The sequence below is a fragment of the Pedobacter sp. AK017 genome (genome assembly GCF_014200825.1).
Taxonomy (GTDB): Bacteria; Bacteroidota; Bacteroidia; order Sphingobacteriales; family Sphingobacteriaceae; genus Pedobacter; species Pedobacter heparinus.
On record NZ_JACHCW010000014.1, the window covers coordinates 108439 to 129518 of the forward strand.

Here is a 21080-nt window from a genome sequence, read left to right on the forward strand (position 1 = left end):
AGTAATATAGCTTAAATGGAAAGCAATAAAAAATACTGGAAAGGCTTAGAAGAGTATAACAACACTCCGGATTTTGTTGAAAACAACAAAAACGAATTTGCTGAGCCCCTTCCAATAGAAGATGTTTTAAATGAAGCAGGGTTAAGTACAGTAACTCCACGCCGCGACTTTTTAAAGGCTTTAGGCTTTGGGTTAGGTGCGGTAACACTTGCAGCTTGTCAGACCGCCCCTGTTCATAAGGCAATTCCTTATGTGATTAAACCTGAAGAGGTTGTGCCGGGTATCCCTAATTATTATGTGTCAAGTTTTAACGGGCAGCCTGTACTGGTAAAAACCAGGGAAGGAAGACCTATTAAAATAGAGGCAAATCCTAATGCAGGTGTATTTAACTGTGGAACTGATGCACAGGCACAGGCTTCTGTACTGGATCTGTATGATGTATCTAAACTAAAATCGCCTTTATTAAAAGAGAACGAAACTACCTGGGCAAAAGTAGATGAGTTTGTAAAAGGAGAATTAAATAAAGCACAGGCTTCGGGTAAAAAGATCAGGATTGTTTCTTCTTCTGTAAACAGTCCGTCTACCAAGGCTGTTATTGCTGATTTTGCTGCTGCTTATCCGAATACGAAACATGTACAGTACGATGCAGTTTCTTATACAGGTATCATTAAAGCGAATGAAAGTACTTTTGGTAAAGCAGTTGTTCCAAAATATAAATTTGATAAAGCTGATCTGATCGTAAGTTTTGGGGCAGACTTTTTAGGTACCTGGATCAGTGGAGAGGAATTTACGGCCCAGTATGTATCCAACAGGAACCATACTTCGTTGAAAAACGGTAAAATGTCGCGCCACTTCCAGTTTGAGGCAGGGATGAGCTTGACAGGTACCAATGCAGATACCAGGGTTCCGGTAAAATTATCGGAAGAGGGACCTGCACTGATTACCTTATACAATGCAATTACAGGGAGTAATTTAGCAGGAGCAGCGCTTCCTAACAATGTTACTGCCGATAAGGCGCTTAAATTAGTTGCGAAAGAATTACTACAAAATAAAGGAAAAGCACTGGTTGTTTCCGGTTCGAATGATATATCTACCCAGATTCTGGTAAATGCGATCAATTCGGCAATCGGCAGCTACGGTACCACTATCGATCTGGATAATCCGAATAAGCGTTATGCAGGTAATGATGCCGAATTTGCTGAGTTCATTAATGAAATGAATAAGGGCGAGATTGCTGCGGTATTTTTCCTGGACAGCAATCCTGTTTATGATGTAGCAAATAGCAAAGCGTTTACTGAGGCTTTGGCTAAGGTTGCTTTAAAAGTATCTTTCTCTGACCGTAAAGATGAGACTTCAACTTTATGTGATGTGATTGCGATCAATCATAATTACCTGGAAGCATGGGGTGATGCCAATATATACGAAGGATACTATTCTATCGTACAGCCTACAATTAACCCGGTATTTAACTCGCGCCAGGCAGAAGAAAGCTTGTTAACCTGGTCTGATGCCCCTGTTAAAGAATACTATCAATATGTACGCAATAACTGGGAAAAAAACATACTGCCTACTTTTGGTAAAGGATGGAAAGAGGTATTGCAAGCAGGTGTGTTTGCTGCTGCAGAGAAACCTGCAGGTGCTTATAGCGTAGGTTTATCGCTTGATGCAGCCGCTGCAGCTATCGTAAATAACAGTAAGGCACTGGCTAAGAACAAAGTAGAGTTACAGGTATACGAAAGTATCCCGATGCGTGACGGTAAACATGCAAATAATGCATTTTTACAGGAATTGCCAGATCCGGTTTCTAAAGTAACCTGGGACAATTACATTGCCCTGGCACCTAAATATGCTGAAAAGCTGGGTTATAAAGAGTTTGACATTGTTGCTGTAAAAGGCGAAAATGGTTATACAATTGAATTGCCTGTGCTGATCCAGCCCGGACAAGCTATGGGTACTGCATCTATTGCTTTAGGCTATGGACGTACTAAGGTGGGTAAGGCTGGTGATAACGTTGGAAAAAATGCTTTCCCGTTTGTAAGCCTGGTTAACGGGACTTCAAAGTACACGACCTCGGTAGAGCTTTCGGGAACGGGAAGAAGAGAAGAGCTTGCACAAACACAAACGCACTATTCTTTTGAAGGCAGGAATGTAATCCGCGAGGCTACATTTGCAGAATATAAAAAGAATCCGGCAGCTGGTTCAGGTAATGACCACGCTAAGCATAAAACTTACGATTTATGGGATAAATACGAGAAACCAGGCAACAACTGGGTGATGGCAATCGATCTGAATGCTTGTACAGGTTGTGGTTCTTGTATTGTTGCCTGTAACGTAGAAAATAACATTCCGGTTGTAGGTAAAGACGAAGTACGCAGACGCAGGGAAATGCACTGGATCCGTATTGACCGTTACTACAGCTTCAACCAGGAAGGTGATGCCCATGCGGAGCATGCAGCACCTGGTCATGGTAATGGTATTAATGCCGTAACTAAAGAAAAAGAGATTGCGCACCTGGACGAGAACCAGATGAACAATGTTTCTGTTGTACATCAGCCGATGCTTTGTCAGCATTGCGACCATGCACCATGTGAAACAGTTTGTCCGGTACTGGCAACGGTACACTCATCGGATGGTTTGAACCACATGGCTTATAACCGTTGCGTAGGTACCCGTTACTGTGCAAACAACTGTCCATATAAAGTACGTCGTTTCAACTGGTTCAACTACTGGAACGATTCACGTTTTGACAATTACCTGAACAATGAATTTACACAGCTGGTGCTTAACCCTGATGTAACTACGCGTTCAAGAGGTGTGATGGAAAAATGTTCGATGTGTATCCAGCGTATCCAGGCTGGTAAACTGCAGGCCAAAATTGAAAAACGTCCGTTGAAAGATGGTGATATCAAAATGGCATGTCAGCAGGCTTGTTCGGCAAATGCCATCATATTTGGTGATTCCAATGATCCGGAATCGGAAGTTTCCAAAGCATTACGTAGTGAGCGCATTTACTATGTTTTAGAGGAGATCAACGTTCAGCCGGGAATCGGTTATATGACGAAAATTAGAAATACAGATACAACAGTACAAGCGTGAGAGCGCGTAAGCTGATATTAAAAGAAATATAAATTATGTCAGGACATAACGAATCAATATTAAGAGAACCATTAATCACCGGCAAGGATATCACGTATGCAAAGATTACGGATGATATTTTAATGCCGGTTGAGAACACGCCAAACAGGGCATGGTGGATAGGATTTACCGTAGCACTTTGCGGAGCCTTACTATGGGTGGTAGCTGTGAGCTATACCTTCTGGTTTGGTATAGGTGCCTGGGGATTAAATAAAACAGTTGGATGGGCATGGGACATTACCGGCTTCGTATGGTGGGTAGGTATTGGTCACGCAGGAACGCTGATCTCTGCGGTACTGTTGCTTTTCCGTCAGAACTGGCGTAACTCCATTAACCGTTCGGCAGAGGCGATGACGATCTTCGCCGTTATTTGTGCCGCAACCTATGTAGTTTCCCACATGGGAAGGCCATGGCTGGCTTACTGGGTATTGCCATTACCAAATCAGTTCGGTTCATTATGGGTTAACTTTAACTCTCCGCTCGTTTGGGATATGTTTGCGATCTCTACTTACTTCTCGGTATCACTGTTGTTCTGGTATACAGGTTTACTGCCTGATATCGCGACGATCCGTGACCGTGCAACAGGCGTAAAGAGAAAAGTTTATTCTATATTGTCATTTGGATGGGCAGGAAACGTAAAGACATGGCAACGCTTTGAGGCTGTATCTTTGATTCTGGCCGGTATTTCTACACCACTGGTACTTTCGGTACACACGATTGTATCGATGGACTTTGCAACCTCGGTAATCCCGGGATGGCATACTACGATCTTCCCTCCATATTTTGTGGCCGGGGCGATCTTCTCCGGATTTGCTATGGTACTGACGCTGTTACTGGTAGCACGTAAAGTATTGGGCCTGGAGAACTACATCACCATGTTCCACATTGAGTCGATGAACAAGATCATCATCTTAACGGGATCTATTGTAGGTGTGGCTTATTTAACAGAGTTCTTTATTGCCTGGTATTCAGGTTCAGAATATGAACAATATGCATTCATCAACCGTTCGACCGGTCCTTACTGGTGGGCATACTGGATGATGATGACCTGTAACGTGATCTCTCCGCAGTTGTTATGGTTTAAAAAGATCCGTACCAGCATCCCGGCTACCTGGATTTTGTCTATTGTAGTAAACATCGGTATGTGGTTTGAGCGTTTTGTAATTATCGTGACTTCATTACACCGTGATTATATCCCTTCAAGCTGGGCCATGTTCTATCCGTCGTGGGTAGATGTGAGTGTCTTTGTAGGATCGATAGGAGTATTCTTTACCTTGTTCTTATTGTTCCTGCGTGTTTTACCTTCAATTGCAATTGCAGAGGTTAAATTGCTGCTGAAGAGTGCAAGTGAGCAGGCTAAACTGGAGCAGATTAAAGGTGGACATTTAGATAAAGAACATGTATCGGAATACGTGGAATCTTTAGAAAAATTTGATAGTGTTAAACAAGAAGAATACGCAAAAATATAACAATGAATAATATCAAATATATTTTAGGCAGTTTTGGTGATCCTGATGAAATGATGCATGGCATCGAAAAGCTGCAGGAAAACAACATTAAGATACATGATGTTTATACACCAATGCCTATACACGGCATAGAAGCTAAATTAGGGGTTAAACGTTCAAGGTTAGATATTGCTGCATTCTTTTTTGGAATAACAGGAACCTGTACCATGCTTACGTTTGTATATTTTGCAGCTGCTTACGACTGGCCGATCAATATTGGTGGTAAGCCACATTTTGCCCTGCCGGATTTTATTCCGATTACATTTGAGCTAACCATATTATTTTGTGCTTTTGGTTTGGTAGGCTCTTACTACGCATCCACACATTTATTTCCTGGAAGAGCACCGAGGGTGATGGATTTAAGGGCAACTGATGACAGGTTCATCATTGCGATTGATGCAAAAGAAAATACCGAGCACAGTAAGATAGATGATTTATTAAAGCAAGCGGGTGCTTTGGAAGTAAAGCATAATGAAAGGAAGTATGTTAGCTATGAATAAGAATAAAGTAGTTTTAGCCTCATTTTGTATTCTTGCAGGTGCTGTTATGTTCACAGCATGTAAGGATAAAAGAAGTACAGGTTTAGAATACGCCAGAAACATGTATGATCCGATTGCGCTTAATCCGGACCAGCCAGTTTCTACTACGAATGACTATTTAAAAAGTTTTAAAGGTCAGACTGCCCAGACGCCACCGGCAAATACTACTCCGGTAGGGTTTGATCGGTATGATGACTACCCGAATACCAAGGAAGGTTATGAAGCGGCCGGAGCCAATCTGGTTAATCCTCTTCCTGCGACAGCAGCAAATCTGGAATCAGGTAAACACTATTTCAAAGTATTTTGTTCTCCATGTCATGGTGAGCAGGGCGATGGACAAGGTCACCTGGTTAAAATTGAAAAGTTCAATGGTGTTCCTTCTTATCATGGTGATGCAGCTTCTTCACGTGGCGGTCTGATGAAAGATTTAACAGCAGGAAAAATTTATCATACAATTGAGTATGGTTTAAATAATATGGGATCACATGCCTCTCAGCTATCTCCTGAAGAAAGGTGGAAAGTAGTGATGTATGTTCAACAATTACAAAAAATACAATAGAAAAGCACAATATAAATGGGAACTCACAATTATAATTTAACTGAGCAGTTTGAGTTTACAGGTAAAGCCAAAACTTTAAGCATCGTTGCTATTGTAATAGGTATAGCAGCTATAGGTTATGGTTTTTCGGCAGAGGCGCTTCATGAGCGTACTTTTGCCAACTTGTTGCTGATGGCTTATTACTTTGCATGTGTATGCATGTCGGGAGCATTTTTCCTGGCTGTTCAATTTGTAGCACAGGCGGGTTGGTCTGCTTCTATACTACGTGTACCTCAGGCCATGGCCAGAGTTTTACCTATAGCCGTAATCATCTTATTGGTGGTAATGGGCTTAGGTTTATATACACATAATTTGTACCATCACTGGCATGCTGATGGATTAACAGATGTCAATAGTCCGAACTATGATAAACTGATTGACGGTAAGTCGGCTTTCTTAAACGTGCCTTTCTTTATGGCGCGCCAGGTGATCTTCCTGGGGGTTTATTCGATATTTGCCATGTTGCTATCCAAGTTATCTGCAAACGAAGATCTGGAAGGCGGTTTGAATTCTTACAGAAAAAGCTTCAAATATTCATGTATTTTCCTGGTAATTTATGGATTTACTACACCAATATTTGCTTTTGATACCGTAATGTCTTTAGAGGCACACTGGTTCTCGACCATGTTTGGCTGGTACAATTTTGCTGCCATGTGGGTAAGCAGTCTGGCTACCATAGCGATCATTATCATCCTGTTGAGAAAAGCAGGTTATATGAGCTGGGTAAACAACAGTCACCTGCACAATTTAGGACAGTTTATATTCGGTTTCTCTATTTTCTGGACCTATGTATGGTTTGCACAGTTCCTGTTGATTTACTATGCCAACATGCCTGAAGAGACTGTGTATTTTTACAAAAGGTTTGAGCACTATGAGTTCTGGTTTTACCTGAACCTGATCCTGAACTTTTTAGCGCCTGTATTGCTGTTGATGGATAGGGACAATAAAAGACAGGAGAATATTTTACTTACCGTATCGATAGTTGTTTTATGCGGTCACTGGGTTGATTATTATCAGATGATTATGCCAGGAACAGTGGAAGAACACCATGGGTTTGGTATAATAGAAGTGGGTACTGCAATAGGTTTTGTAGGTTTGTTTACTTTTACTGTTTTAAATGCGTTGAGTAAGAAACCATTGATTGCAAAGAACCATCCGTTTTTACAAGAGAGTTTAAATCATCACTTGTAGCAGGCGGCTTTATAGCGTATAATAAATAATAGTATAAATAGAAGTACATCGTTACTACTTTTAAGGAAATGAGTTTAAGAAAATTTATAAGTAACAAAACAATAGCGGCACTGGCAGTAATCATGACTGCATTTGCAAATACCAGCGCATTTGCCCAGGCTGCAGCTGCTGAGACCGCTAAGAAGCCCGTAGATATGGGACCGGTTTATAAATCGGCAATATTTTATGCCATGGCCTTCCTGCTGCTATGTTTATTCATAGCTATTATCGGAAAGGCATTAAAGGTATATGAGTTGACCAGAGCGGCTCAGGATAAACCTAAAGGCATCAACTGGAATGCAGTTAACGGAGTACTTTTTGCATTGTTCCTGATTGTAGGTTTATATGGTGTATATTGGGAATATACGGTTCATGGCAACATGATCCTCCCTGATGCAGCATCAGAACATGGTGAGAAGATTGATCAGATGTTTAACATTACGCTGATCCTTACCACCATCGTTTTTATCGCTACACATATTCTTTTATTTGGTTTTGCTTATATCTACAAACACAGTGGTAAAAGAAAAGCTTACTATTATCCACACAACAATACTTTAGAACGTGTATGGACAATTATTCCTGCACTGGTATTAACAGTACTGGTATTGATGGGTTTCCTTACCTGGAGATCAATCTTTTATAAGATTGAAGATCCGAACAACAAGCCCATCAGTATTGAGATTACTTCTTCACAGTTTGCATGGGCGATCCGTTATCCGGGAGCAGATGGAATTGTTGGTTTAAAGAACTACAAGCTGATCAATTCTATCAATGCATTGGGTATTGACTTTAAAGATAAGAACAACCTTGATGATCAGTCGGCCGATGAAATGGTAATTCCTGTGAATAAACCAGTTCGTTTAATCCTGACGAGTAAGGACGTGATCCACAGTTTTTACATGCCGCATTTCAGGGTTCAGTTGAACACTGTTCCGGGTATGACCTCATATTTTGAGTTTACGCCAACCATTACTACAGAAGAAATGAAGGCTAAGACCAATGACCCGACTTTCAAATATTTGTTCTTATGTAACAAGATTTGTGGTGATGGTCACTATAAAATGCAAAAGGAAGTTAAGGTGGTTTCTATGGCTGAATATGAGGCATGGGTGAAAAAACAACCTGCTTATTTAACTGACGATTTGAGGAAAGAATTTAACCTGCCCGTAGCAGTACCTGTTACTGCACCGGCAGATACAGCAGCAAAGGATACATCTGCAGTTAAAACCAATCAATTAGCTTTAAAAAATTAATAATACTGGAATAGCACATTATGTCAACTATATCATTACACGATACACATAACCACGATAACCATGATGATCATGGGCATCACAAAGAGACCTTCTTAACGAAGTATGTCTTTAGTCAGGATCATAAAATGATTGCCAAGCAGTTCCTGATAACGGGTATTATTATGGCTGTTATTGCGATGGGCCTTTCGATTCTGTTCCGTTTGCAACTGGCCTGGCCTGATAAAGACTTCCCTATTCTGGAGACTTTCTTAGGAAAATGGGCTGAGGGTGGACGTATTAAACCCGACTTTTATCTTGCATTGGTTACCATACATGGTACCATTATGGTATTCTTTGTACTGACAGCAGGATTAAGTGGTACTTTCAGTAATTTATTAATTCCGCTTCAGATTGGTGCAAGGGATATGGCCTCGCCCTTCCTGAACATGCTTTCTTACTGGTTCTTCTTCATGGCCTGTGTGATCATGATGAGTTCATTCTTTATACAAACCGGACCAGCGAGTGCCGGATGGACAGTTTATCCGCCATTATCTGCCTTGCCAACTGCGATTAGCGGTTCAGGTTTAGGGATGACACTCTGGTTGATCAGTATGGTGCTTTTTGTGGCTTCATCTTTAATGGGTGGTATCAATTATGTAAGTACGATATTGAACATGCGTACCAAGGGGATGGACCTTTGGAAAATGCCTCTGACGATCTGGGCATTCTTCCTGACAGCTGTGCTGGGTATTTTATCTTTCCCTGTATTGGTTGCGGGTGTGGTTTTATTGATCTTCGACAGGAGTTTCGGTACCAGTTTCTACCTTTCTGATATCGTTATGGGTACGCAGATCCTTCCCAATGAAGGGGGATCACCAATTTTATGGCAGCATTTGTTCTGGTTCCTGGGGCACCCTGAGGTATACATCGTAATTATGCCGGCCATGGGATTGTCTTCAGAGATCATGTCTGTAAATGCAAGAAAACCAATTTTTGGTTACCATGCGATGATCTATTCCCTGATCGGTATTACCATCTTATCATTTATCGTATGGGGACACCATATGTTTGTAACGGGAATGAACCCGCTGCTTGGTGGTGTATTTATGATCACTACACTGATCATTGCAGTGCCGTCGGCAGTGAAGACCTTTAACTGGCTGGCCACCTTATGGAGGGGTAACATCAGGTTTACACCTGCCATGTTGTTTGCCATTGGTATGGTTTCTTTCTTTATTTCAGGTGGTTTAACAGGTATTTTCCTGGGTAATGCTTCCCTGGATATTAACCTTCACGATACTTATTTTGTTGTGGCCCACTTCCACCTGGTAATGGGATCAGCAGCTATCTTTGGTATGCTTGCGGGTGTGTATCATTATTTCCCTAAGATGTTTGGAAGGATGATGAGCAAAAAATTGGGTTATCTGCATTTCTGGATTACTTTTGCCTGTGCTTACCTGGTATTCTTCCCATTGCACTTTTTAGGATTGGATGGGGTTCCGCGGCGTTATTATGCATTTACTGAGTTTGAATTTATGCACAAATGGGTTACAGTGAACATTTTGGTTACCTGGTCGGCCATTATCGCTGCACTGGCTCAGGTAGCTTTCTTGTTTAACTTCTTCTATTCTATCTTTAAAGGTAAAGTAGCTACCCAGAATCCTTGGGGAGCAAATACTTTAGAGTGGACTACCCCGGTGGAGCGTCTGCATGGTAACTGGCCAGGAGAGATCCCAACAGTTTACCGCTGGCCTTACGATTATAGCAAGCCAGGAGCAGAGGAAGACTTTATTCCTCAAACTGTTCCTTTCTCGCAAACAATGAACTCAAATATGCCGCATGATTTTGAAGGCAACAGCGAGTCGGAACGCATACAAAGGGAATGGGAAGCAAAGAACACTCCTGAAGATGCGCCAAAATTAGATTAATAAGTAGTATCTATATACAATGGGGTATCTGCAGTAGGTAAATACTTACAACAGGTACCTCATTTTTTTTTAATCAGACACATACCATGGTTCCTAAATCTGAAACGAGATTTATCAGGCTAAACCTTATCACAATAGTTGTAACCTTACTGCTTATTTTAGCTGGTGGTATAGTACGCAGCACTGGCTCTGGTATGGGCTGTCCCGACTGGCCGAAATGTTTTGACCAATATGTCCCACCCACTTCTGCATCACAGCTTCCGCACGATTATAAAGAGAAATATGTAGCAGAGCGCGTTGCTAAAAATGAACGCTTTGCGAAGACGCTGGATAAGATGGGAAAAGGACACCTGGCCGACAGCATCAGACATGATGAATCTATTCTGATGCCGGAAACGTTTAATGCGGCGAAAACCTGGACAGAGTATATTAACAGGTTGATGGGTGCAACAACAGGTTTGCTGTTATTGGGGCTTGTAGTGTATTCATTTACTTACAGGAGCAGGGCCAGAAGGATCATTGTGCTCAGTCTGCTGAATCTGGTAGTTGTTGGTTTTCAGGCCTGGCTGGGTTCTATTGTAGTATCTACTAACCTGATGCCATGGATTGTAACTGTACATATGCTGCTTGCCCTGGTTATTTTAGGGATATTGGTTTATACCTATAATTATGCACGGGAGCTGGACAGGCAGGCCATCATGATTATGGGCAAGCTGGTTTGGCTTAAAGCGCTGATTTTTGGGGCCATAGTGTTAAGTGTGGTCCAGATTGTATTGGGTACAGAGGTTAGGGAAGCCATAGATGCAATAGCCAAACAGCTGATGTATAACAACAGGGCCAGCTGGGTTGCTAAAGTGGGGGATGTATTTTCTTACCACCGTGACCTGGCTATGCTGGTACTGATCTTGAATATTATTGTTTATAAAATAGTAAAAGATAAGTTTAGCGGTAAGGCTACGGCATTGCGGGTTGGTGGGGCTGTTGGGATAGTTTTGATCATTCAGATTGTAACCGGACTATTATTGTCTAACTTTGCGCTGCCGCCTTATGCACAGGCGATGCATATTTTATTTTCGACACTTTTATTTAGCTTACAATATTATTTGTATTTGTTGGTTTACAGAACAAATACCTATAACCAACAGGATTAATTATATATAAATTGAAACATTTTTTTTCAGATTTCTCTAAACTCATCAAATTCAGGCTCACCTTCCTGGTGGTGTTCTCTGCATCAATTACTTTTTTAATTGGTCAGAAGGCGCAGATCTATAGGGGAGAACTGGATGGGATTAACTGGATGAACTGGCTGATATTGGTTGCAGGAGGGTTTTTAGTGACGGGGGCAGCGAACTGTTTTAATGAGATCATAGAAAAGGATCTGGATAAATTGATGACCCGGACTAAAGACAGGCCTATGCCTGCAGGCCGCATGACTACCGGACAAGGCCTGGTACTGGGTTTAATTATGGGTATGCTGGGCACCTGGCTTTTGGGTAAACTTAATCTGGAGACAGGGATCTTGTCTGTATTCTCTATCCTGTTATATGCTTTTGCTTACACGCCTTTAAAGCGTAAATCGCCGGTAGCTGTGTTTGTTGGCGCTATACCAGGCGCATTGCCGCCTTTACTTGGCTATCTGGCCTCATTTGGCAATGCCACACATTTTGTACCGATGGACTATACGATAGCAGGCATTTTGTTTCTGGTGCAGTTTGTATGGCAATTCCCACATTTCTGGGCAATTGCATGGGTGCTTGATGACGACTATAGTAAGGCCGGTTTCCGGCTTTTGCCAACTACCAAAAGGGATAAGACAAGTGCTTTTATTACTTTTTTAAGTACGTTGATATTGATTCCGGTGAGTTTGCTGCCAACGTTTTATGGCTTTGGTGGCTATTATATCGGAGGGGTTTCATTGATGGCAAGCCTTGTTTTTGCATGGCTTGGTTTTAAATTGTGGGTAAAACTGGATCTGGCGAGTGCAAGGAAGGTGATGTTCTGTTCCTTTTTTTACCTGCCCCTGGTACAGTTGGTTTTATTATTTGATTTTTTAGCTAAATAGATTTAAATGGTACATACATTGAAAGAGCAAGATTTAAAGATGGGAACGGAGTTTAATGCAAAGCCAAAAAAATTCGTTCTTTGGTTATTTGTTGTTTCGTCGACCATTATGTTTGGTGGATGGACGAGTTATTATATCGTGTTCTCTGCCTCGAAGGGTAAAGGGCATGGATTGGTATTGCCCGATGTTTTTATATACAGTACTGCGGTATTGGTGGCCAGCAGCATCTGTCTTTTTTTAGCCTCTAGGGCCTTAAAAGTAGGGAATACGGGTAGTCAGAAGTTATTTTTATGGGCAACAATGGCTTTAGGCTGTGTGTTTGCCTATCTGCAGTTTGATGCCTGGAGCGTTTTGTTCCATACCGGTGCGGCCATGGTGAACAACAATGCGGCCATTTCTATGATCTATATTGTGTCTGGCTTTCACCTGTTGCATATTTTTGCGGGTTTATGTATTGTATTGAATGCCCTGATCGGGGCTTATAAAGAGATGTCTTTAGAGCAGCGCAAGTACCGGATGGAAATCGCTTCTATATTTTGGCATTTTATAGATATATTATGGATATATCTGTATGTTTTTTTACTTTTGAACAGTTAGAATTTTTAACAAACTATTACTATTTACAAAATGAGTTCATTATCACAATTAGATCAGGTAAAAACCACTCCATGGAGCGGAGGCCGCTCGCCGTGGTCTGTAGAGTACGGCAAAATAATGATGTGGTTTTTTCTGGTTTCTGATGCATTCACATTTTCGTCATTACTGATCTATTACGGAGCACAGCGCTTTAGTAAGTTTACCTGGCCAGATCCGGATCTGGTTTTTCAATCCATTCCGGGTATAACCGACAGTGGTGCACCACTTGTATTCGTGGGTCTGATGACTTTCATCCTGATCATGAGCTCTGTAACAATGGTACTGGCAGTTGAGGCCGGGCACAGACGTTCTAAAAAAGAAGTGATCTGGTGGATGGTGGCAACCATTATAGGTGGTTTAATGTTCCTTGGCTGTCAGGCTGCTGAATGGACGCATTTATTCCACGAAGGTTTTGGATGGGGTAAAATTCCTCCTATGGAGACTTTGCACCACCTGTTTACCGGTGAAGTATCTACGGTATCTGCACTGCAGTTCTCAAACCTGTTTTTCACAATAACCGGATTTCACGGATTTCACGTATTTAGTGGGGTAATCATTAACATCATCATTTTATGTATGACCATTAATGGTTCATTTGAAAAACGCGGTCACTACCTGATGGTTGAAAAAGTTGGTTTATACTGGCACTTTGTAGACCTTGTTTGGGTATTTGTGTTCACCTTCTTCTATTTAGTTTAATTTTTCTCAATCAAGATATTATGTCAGAATTACATAACGAACACGCACATAACGAACATGCACACGGGGAGCATGCAGGTTTAGACAAAAAGAAAATTTGGCAGGTATTTGGAATTCTGCTGGCCATTACTGTAATTGAGTTTATCATTGCCTTATGGGCAATTCCAGGCGGACATATGCCTCAGCATATCGGTAATTATGTTTATATCGCTTTAACTTTATTAAAGGCCTTTTATATAGTTGCTTATTTTATGCACCTTAAATACGAGAAGGTTGGGCTTCAGGTTTCACTGACTGTCGTTTTTATTTTTATCTTTTACTTTATTGTATTGATGCTAATTGAAGGCGGATACTTACACCTGCATATGCCCTTGGTTTAATGAAGGCAGCTTCCATAAAGAAAATTTTAATCCTGGTCACCATATTAGCGGTACCAGGATTTTTATATAATTTACTAGTGGAAAAGGGTAAGAACCGTTATAAGCCACTGCCTTTTTTTGGGCCTAAAGAAGTGGCTTCAACATTCCACTCTGTACGGGGGAAACAGGTGCCGGATACCGTTTATCACCAGGTGGGTGATTTTAAACTGCTGAACCAAAATGCGGACACCATAACGGTAAAGCAATACGATGGCAAAATAGTTGTGCTAAACCTTTTTTACACCCAAGGCGATACCTATAGTGTTAATGTAGCAAACAAAGCCATGAAAGCTTTTGAAACAACTTACCATAAAAATAAAGTTGTGAATTTTGTAGGCTTAAGCATTGATCCGAAAAACGATACGCCTGAGGTTCTGAACAAATACGCTACTGTACTTGCTGCAAAACCCGGAAAATGGGATTTACTTACCGGAGACAGCACAACCATATATAACCTGATCAACAAGGGCTTATTTATAGATGCCCATAAGGAAGTTGTAAACGGCCTGCCGAAATTTGTATACAGCAATATGTTTGTTTTGCTGGATTATCAGCACCGGATCAGGGGATATTATGAAGCCAGCAGCCAGGAAGCCCTGGCCAAACTGGATGATGAGATCAAGGTATTGATTACCGAAGAATTAAGAAACAATGAGGACGGAAGATAGTGTGTATTAAATATGACAGCAAATAACAATTCAGTTGAACAGAAATATAATAAATGGATCATTTTGTTATCTATTGTTATCCCGGTAGCCGTAGCGGTATTGTTCTATGTTAAAATCCCCAATGCAAGCCCCTTGCCCTTTTTGCCCCCAATTTATGCGACCATAAATGGCATTACCGCGGTATTGCTGGTGATGGCCGTAATGGCGGTTAAGAAGGGAAAACGGAAACTGCATGAGAACTTAATGAAGCTTGCCATTGGCTGTTCGTTATTGTTCCTGGTCATGTATATCGCTTATCACATGACCACCCCATCTACAAAGTTTGGCGGAGAAGGTACCATCAAATATGTTTATTATTTTGTTCTACTGACACACATACTTTTATCTATTGTCATTATACCCCTGGTGCTGATCACTTATGTAAGGGCTTTGGCCGAACGTTTTGATAAGCATAAAAAAATTGCAAAGATCACTTTTCCACTCTGGTTGTATGTTGCAGTTACTGGTGTTGTAGTATACCTGATGATCTCTCCTTATTATAATTTTTAGGCCTGGCTGTTTTTTAATACACATTGAAATGGTTTTTAGCTGGCACATGCCGGCTTTTTTCAAAATATTACTAAATTGCGTTTATAAGGGGGATTGTCTGTTGATTTCTTCCGCTATCGTATTAACGAAATAATAAGACTCATGGCTGCCCGCGGTGTAATTTATGATTTAGCAGGCGAGCAACAATTGTTGCAACAGATTGCCATGGGTAATGAAGCTGCTTTTAAACTGATTTTTGAAACTTACCGGTCCCGCGTCTTTACATTTGTGGTCAATTTTATTCATTCTTCAGCAGATGCGGAAGAGATTGTTCAGGATACCTTTCTTAGCCTCTGGCAAAATAGAGACAGCCTGGTAAAAGTAGAGCATCCCAGAAATTACATTTATACGGTAGTTCGCAATAAAACTTTACGTTACCTGAGTAACGTTGCCCGCGACGAAAAAATGTTAAAAGTTGTTTGGGCAAATATGCAGGTAGAGGTTAACCCTACCGAAGAGGCCCTGTTAATGAGAGAAAGCAGGGCGCTGATAGACAAGGCGCTTTCTACCCTGCCTGTGCAAAAACAACAAGTATTCAGGATGTGCCGGGAAGAGGGAATGAGCCACGAGGACATTGCGCTTGAAATGGGCCTGTCCAAAAGCAGGATAAAAAACATCATGGTAGAAGTATTGCGGTATATAAAAATATTTCTCGATCAAAATTCAGCGATTCCAGCCATCATTCTGGCCTTTTATCTTTTTTTTATAAAATAATTCAATTCCAGGCGGTCCTTTAAGCCCTTCTATGTAACTATAGTATATAACCCACACCAATAGCGGGTTATATATTCTTGATGAACAGAACAAAAGAGCAGTTTGAAAGGCTATTAAATAAATACATTGATAAATCCTGCAGCCTTGAAGAACTTAAGGAGCTGTTTTCCTATATGGAGCTTCCGGAATACGAAGAACGTCTGAAAATCATCATGGATGAAAACTATACAAGCCTGGTGCCGGGAACTGCTGCTGAGCAGGTAGACTGGGAGGAGATGTTTGCTACTATAACAGGTACTTCGACACCTAAAAAAGTAAGACCATTATGGGCAGTAATGATTCCGGTGGCCGCCGCTGTTTTGCTCATTTTGTCTGTTGGCATTTTGATATGGGGCAACCAGGGACAAGTTAAAGATAGCAGCAGGGCTCCTGTGGCAAAGCTAAAAAAGGATATTGCCCCTGGTGGAAACAGAGCTGTTTTAAAACTGGCTGATGGAACAGAAATTGTATTGGACGGGCATGCAACAGGTGTGCTGGCCAATGAGGGTAAAACTAAGATCAGTAAAACAAAAGATGGAATGCTGCTGTACGATGCAAGTGGAACGGATGGTACTGAAAGTTCAGTTAATATCAATACCTTAAGTACGCCAAGTGGCGGACAGTATATGCTGATTTTGCCAGACCGTACCAGAGTTTGGTTAAATGCGGAGTCTGCCATATCCTATCCCTCGGTTTTTTCTGGTACTGAAAGAACGGTTACTTTAACCGGAGAAGCATATTTTGAAGTTACTAAGGATAAGCAGCATCCCTTTAAAGTTAAGACAGGAGCTGCAGAAATAAAGGTCTTAGGTACGCATTTTAATATCATGTCTTACGCTGATGAAGGACAGACCCAGATTTCTTTGGCTGAAGGATCTGTTCGTGTAGAGCTGGGTAAGGCTGCCCAGATTTTGTTTCCTGGCCAGCAGGCGTTGATTAAACCGGGGACTACACATATTGCTTTAAAGCAGGTTGACATTGATGAGGTGACCGACTGGAAGAATGGTTTGTTCCAGTTTGACAATACTCCTATTGAACAGGTGATGCGGCAGATTAAAAGGTGGTACAATGTGGATATCGTATACGAGGGCATTAAGCCTGATCTGTATATAACCGGAATGGTTTCAAGAAGTAATAATGTCTCGAAGATCCTGGAGCTGATAGCTGAAACCGGAGGAGTGAATTTCGAGATAGGCGATCAACAGATTATTGTTAAAACTAACAAAAGGAGGTAACGATGAGGAGATAAGTACTTAATCCCAACATTTACAGGTTAACCAAAAATAACCTTTCCGGATTGCGCTCCGGAAAGGCCTGAAATCCTGCTTGGCGGCAGGTTATAGGGTTACCCTTATTTAATCGTGTCAATCAACTAAACACCTTAACCCTACATTTCAAATATATGAATGATTATTCACATTCAATAACGGGCTTTATTGCTCATTTCTTTTCTGGTTTTGACCGAAAAAGAACAGTCATTGGAATAAAAAAACTGATCCTGATGATGAAATTAACTGCTATTGTTATTCTGGCCCTGACCTTCCAGGCAACAGCCTCCAGCTTTGCCCAGAAAGTCAGTATCTCAAAACGTGGGGCCAGTTTAAAAGAACTATTTAAAGAAATACGCCGGCAAACCGGTTACGATTTCATTTATAACAATGAAGTCATTGAACGCGCAGGAACCGTGAGCGTTCAGGTAAAAGAAAAAGACGTTTCTGAAGTGCTGATAAATGTATTCAGTTTAAAACGCCTTTCTTTTGCTATTGAAGACAAAAATATTATCGTAAAAGTAAGAGATGCAGCTCCCGAAAGGATCATTAACGGTAAAATTGTGGCTGAAGAAGATGGCTTGCCATTGCCAGGCGTATCCATTAAAGTTAAAGGCTCCACAAAATCGACTTCAACCAATTCGAACGGGGAATTTTCCATAAGTGTAAATGAAGGAGATGTGCTGTTGGTATCAATGATTGGTTACGTTATGCAGGAAATTAGTACCAATGGGAAAAACAATGTTAATGTACGTTTACGGCAGGATACCAAAGCCTTATCTGAAGTGGTGGTTACGGGTTTTCAGAACATCAATAAAAAACTATTTACGGGATCGGCTACAACCATCACCGGTACAGATGTAAAGCAGGATGGTGTGATAGACATTAGCCGGATGCTGGAAGGTAAAGTTGCCGGTGTTTCGGTACAAAACGTATCGGGAACTTTTGGTACGGCACCAAAAATCCGTGTACGTGGAGCAACTTCTATATCAGGAGAAAATAAACCATTGTGGGTTATTGACGGGGTAGTACTGGAGGATGTGGTGAACATTTCCAATGACCAGCTATCCAGTGGGGATGCGACTACGTTATTGGGCTCATCAGTAGCAGGGATCAATGCGGACGACATAGAAAGCTTTAATATTTTGAAAGATGCATCTGCTACAGCTTTGTATGGTGCCAGGGCTATGAATGGCGTAGTGGTAATTACGACTAAAAAAGGTCGTTCAGGAAATACACAGGTTAGTTACAGCGGTAACTTTTCTTCTTTTTTGAAGCCGAGCTATAATTCCTTCAACATCATGAACTCTGCTGATCAGATGTCGCTTTATGCAGAGATTTACCGTAAAGGCGGGTTCTCTCCCAATATAGTGAATGATATGAATGGTGGTGTATTTGCTAAAATGTACCAGAAAATTAACGCCTATGATGCCAGTTTGGGTAAATTCGGTGTTGAAAACACACCCGAAGGTCGCTCAGCCTATTTAAAAAGATACGCCTTAGCCAATACAGACTGGTTTGATGTGCTTTTTAAAAACTCATTTGTTCAGGAACATTCAGTGAGCATTTCATCCGGATCAGAAAAATCTCAGCATTATTTTTCTGTAGGTTATTACGACGACAAAGGCTGGACCCTTGCCGATCAGGCCAAACGTTATACTATGAATTTAAGAGGTAACTACACACTTTCTCCTAAATTGAGCGTAGGGATATTGGGAACAGGAGCTTTAAGGAAACAGCGGGCTCCTGGAACACTTGGCCGTACCAGTAATGTGGTAGAAGGAAAATATACCAGAGATTTTGATATCAATCCTTTTAGCTATGCCTTAAATACCAGCAGAACATTAACACCTTACGATGAGCAGGGTAATTTGGAATATTTTACCCGCAACTATGCGCCTTTCAACATTATTCAGGAATTGGACAACAACTATATTGACCTGGATATGATGGATATGAAATTGCAGGGCGAACTAAATTACAAATTCATTAAGAACTTCGAATTTAAGTCGGTTGGTGCGCTGCGTTATGTTAAAACCACACGCGAACATAAAATAACCGAATATTCAAATATGGCAAATGCCTATAGGTTTATGCCCAATTCAACTATTGCAAACAACAATATATTTTTATATGACGACCCGGATCAGCCACAGCTGATCGACAAAGAAAGTGTTTTGCCGCAGGGTGGTTTTTACAACAGGAATGACGATAACCTGATGAGTTATGACATCAGGAACCAGGTTGACTGGAAGCAAAAATTTGGCAAGCACGATGTTGGTGCGTTTATCGGACAACAAACCAAATTTGCTGATCGTCAGAATAGTTTCAGCAATGGATATGGGTATCAATATGACAAGGGAGGTGTACCATTTACGGATTACCGGATCATTAAGATGTTGTTGGAAGGGAACTACAACTATTATGGGATGAATAGGTTCTACGATCGGTATGCTGCGTTTTTTCTAAACGCCAATTATGCTTACGACTCCAAATATATATTTAACGGAACAGTAAGATATGATGGCAGTAACCGTATGGGCGAATCTGCTACAGCCAGATGGCTGCCTACCTGGACATTAAGTGCAGCGTGGAATGTTGATCAGGAAGATTTTATAAAGCAAATAGAACAGGTCAGTTATTTAAAATTGCGTGGTGGCTATGGCTTAACTGCCAGTTTGGGGGATGCAACCAATTCTTCCGTGGTGCTTAAAAACAGTACGACCCTTCGTCCAAGATTATCGGAAGTTGAACCCCGGATTGTGTTAGATGCTTTAGAAAACTCACAGCTTACCTGGGAAAAACAATATGAAGCCAATGTTGGTCTTGATGTAGGTTTGTTCCAAAGCCGTTTAAACTTTAGTGTTGATTATTATAACCGTAAAGGTTTTGATCTGATTGGCGATGTGATCACTTCCGGAATTGGTGGTGAGGCAACCAAAACAGCCAACTTTGCGGATATGAAATCTCATGGTATAGAATTTACATTGGGCGGATCGCCTGTTAAGACTACTGATTTCAGCTGGTCGTCAAATTTAACTTTTGGATATAATAAAAATAAGATCACCAGCTTAAAAAGTAAGCCAAGGATTTACGATTTAATTATCTCAGAAGGTGGAGCACTGGAAGGAGGACCGGTAAGAGGCTTGTACTCTATTGATTTTAAAGGCTTAAATGGTCTGGGTGTACCTACATTTATTAATGAAAATGGTACGTTGAGCACAAATGTATATGTTCAAAGTACCACTCCTCTATATTTAAAATATGAAGGACCTGTAGACCCGTTGTACACGGGTGGTTGGACCAATACTTTCAGGTATAGAGATTTTACCTTCAACTTTTTTGTTTCCTATCAGGCAGGTAATAAAATAAGGTTAAACAATGTATTCTCTGCCCGATATGATGATAGTGATGCCTTGCCAAGGGAGTTTTTAGACCGATGGACCTTGCCACTGGATGAGAATGTGACCAATGTTCCTTCCATTGCGGATTATCTGGTTAGAAAAGATATCAACGGAACCTATCCTTATACTGCTTATAATTACTCTACTGACCGTGTTGCAGATGGTTCTTTTGTCCGCCTTAAACAGGTGTCTATGATGTATAGCTTACCAAAAAAATACAGTGATGCCATTGGTGTAGGGTCTATGTCGTTAAAACTGCAGGGAAATAATATCTGGTTGCTGTATGCCGATAAAAAGCTAAAAGGCCAGGATCCTGAGTTTTTTGGATCCGGTGGTGTGGCACTGCCTATCCCGAAGCAATTGACTTTATCATTAAAAGTTGGTTTCTAATCATTAACCCATCA

At 41.1% G+C, this 21080-nt stretch carries 17 protein-coding genes; all 17 read left to right on the top strand.

The annotated features are described in order from the left end of the window. Positions 1-15 precede the first annotated feature (15 nt). Positions 16-3096 (top strand): TAT-variant-translocated molybdopterin oxidoreductase, encoded by a 3081-nt coding sequence (locus HDC92_RS19075; RefSeq protein ID WP_183876688.1) that lies wholly within the window; start codon positions 16-18, stop codon positions 3094-3096. 35 nt (positions 3097-3131) lie between these two features. After that, a complete protein-coding gene (gene nrfD, locus HDC92_RS19080; RefSeq protein WP_183876689.1) occupies positions 3132-4604 on the top strand; it encodes an NrfD/PsrC family molybdoenzyme membrane anchor subunit in 1473 nt (490 codons plus the stop codon). A gap of 2 nt (positions 4605-4606) precedes the next feature. After that, positions 4607-5143: a DUF3341 domain-containing protein gene (locus HDC92_RS19085; protein ID WP_012780469.1), complete on the top strand. Its 537-nt coding sequence runs from the start codon at positions 4607-4609 to the stop codon at positions 5141-5143. Beyond that, entirely contained in the window at positions 5127-5741 is a 615-nt protein-coding gene (locus HDC92_RS19090) for a c-type cytochrome (RefSeq protein WP_012780470.1), read from the top strand. The genes HDC92_RS19085 and HDC92_RS19090 overlap by 17 nt, the downstream gene beginning before the upstream one ends. 15 nt (positions 5742-5756) lie before the next feature. Continuing rightward, a complete protein-coding gene (locus tag HDC92_RS19095; protein ID WP_183876690.1) occupies positions 5757-6971 on the top strand; it encodes a quinol:cytochrome C oxidoreductase in 1215 nt (404 codons plus the stop codon). A gap of 68 nt (positions 6972-7039) precedes the next feature. Further along, positions 7040-8266, top strand: a complete 1227-nt coding sequence (locus HDC92_RS19100) for a cytochrome c oxidase subunit II (protein WP_183876691.1) — start codon at positions 7040-7042, stop codon at positions 8264-8266. Positions 8267-8286: 20 nt separating this feature from the next. Next, on the top strand, positions 8287-10176 hold the full coding sequence (locus tag HDC92_RS19105; protein ID WP_012780473.1) for a cbb3-type cytochrome c oxidase subunit I: 1890 nt from the start codon (positions 8287-8289) through the stop codon (positions 10174-10176). Positions 10177-10262: 86 nt separating this feature from the next. After that, positions 10263-11327 (top strand): COX15/CtaA family protein, encoded by a 1065-nt coding sequence (locus HDC92_RS19110; RefSeq protein ID WP_012780474.1) that lies wholly within the window; start codon positions 10263-10265, stop codon positions 11325-11327. Between the two features lie 11 nt (positions 11328-11338). After that, positions 11339-12241: a heme o synthase gene (gene cyoE, locus HDC92_RS19115; protein ID WP_012780475.1), complete on the top strand. Its 903-nt coding sequence runs from the start codon at positions 11339-11341 to the stop codon at positions 12239-12241. Between the two features lie 6 nt (positions 12242-12247). Beyond that, entirely contained in the window at positions 12248-12838 is a 591-nt protein-coding gene (locus tag HDC92_RS19120; RefSeq protein WP_012780476.1) for a heme-copper oxidase subunit III, read from the top strand. Between the two features lie 30 nt (positions 12839-12868). Next, positions 12869-13576: a cytochrome c oxidase subunit 3 gene (locus HDC92_RS19125; RefSeq protein ID WP_012780477.1), complete on the top strand. Its 708-nt coding sequence runs from the start codon at positions 12869-12871 to the stop codon at positions 13574-13576. Between the two features lie 20 nt (positions 13577-13596). Then, positions 13597-13956: a cytochrome C oxidase subunit IV family protein gene (locus HDC92_RS19130; RefSeq protein ID WP_012780478.1), complete on the top strand. Its 360-nt coding sequence runs from the start codon at positions 13597-13599 to the stop codon at positions 13954-13956. 77 nt (positions 13957-14033) lie between these two features. Continuing rightward, entirely contained in the window at positions 14034-14663 is a 630-nt protein-coding gene (locus HDC92_RS19135; RefSeq protein ID WP_238326527.1) for an SCO family protein, read from the top strand. 12 nt (positions 14664-14675) lie between these two features. Further along, entirely contained in the window at positions 14676-15212 is a 537-nt protein-coding gene (locus HDC92_RS19140; protein ID WP_012780480.1) for a DUF420 domain-containing protein, read from the top strand. Positions 15213-15353: 141 nt separating this feature from the next. Then, positions 15354-15965 carry an RNA polymerase sigma factor gene (locus tag HDC92_RS19145; protein ID WP_183876692.1) on the top strand — a complete coding sequence of 204 codons (612 nt, stop codon included), beginning with the start codon at positions 15354-15356 and terminating at the stop codon, positions 15963-15965. Between the two features lie 80 nt (positions 15966-16045). Continuing rightward, complete coding sequence (locus HDC92_RS19150; RefSeq protein WP_183876693.1) at positions 16046-17239, top strand: FecR family protein; 1194 nt, start codon at positions 16046-16048, stop codon at positions 17237-17239. A gap of 266 nt (positions 17240-17505) precedes the next feature. Further along, entirely contained in the window at positions 17506-21066 is a 3561-nt protein-coding gene (locus HDC92_RS19155; protein WP_255484597.1) for a SusC/RagA family TonB-linked outer membrane protein, read from the top strand. Positions 21067-21080: the final 14 nt, after the last annotated feature.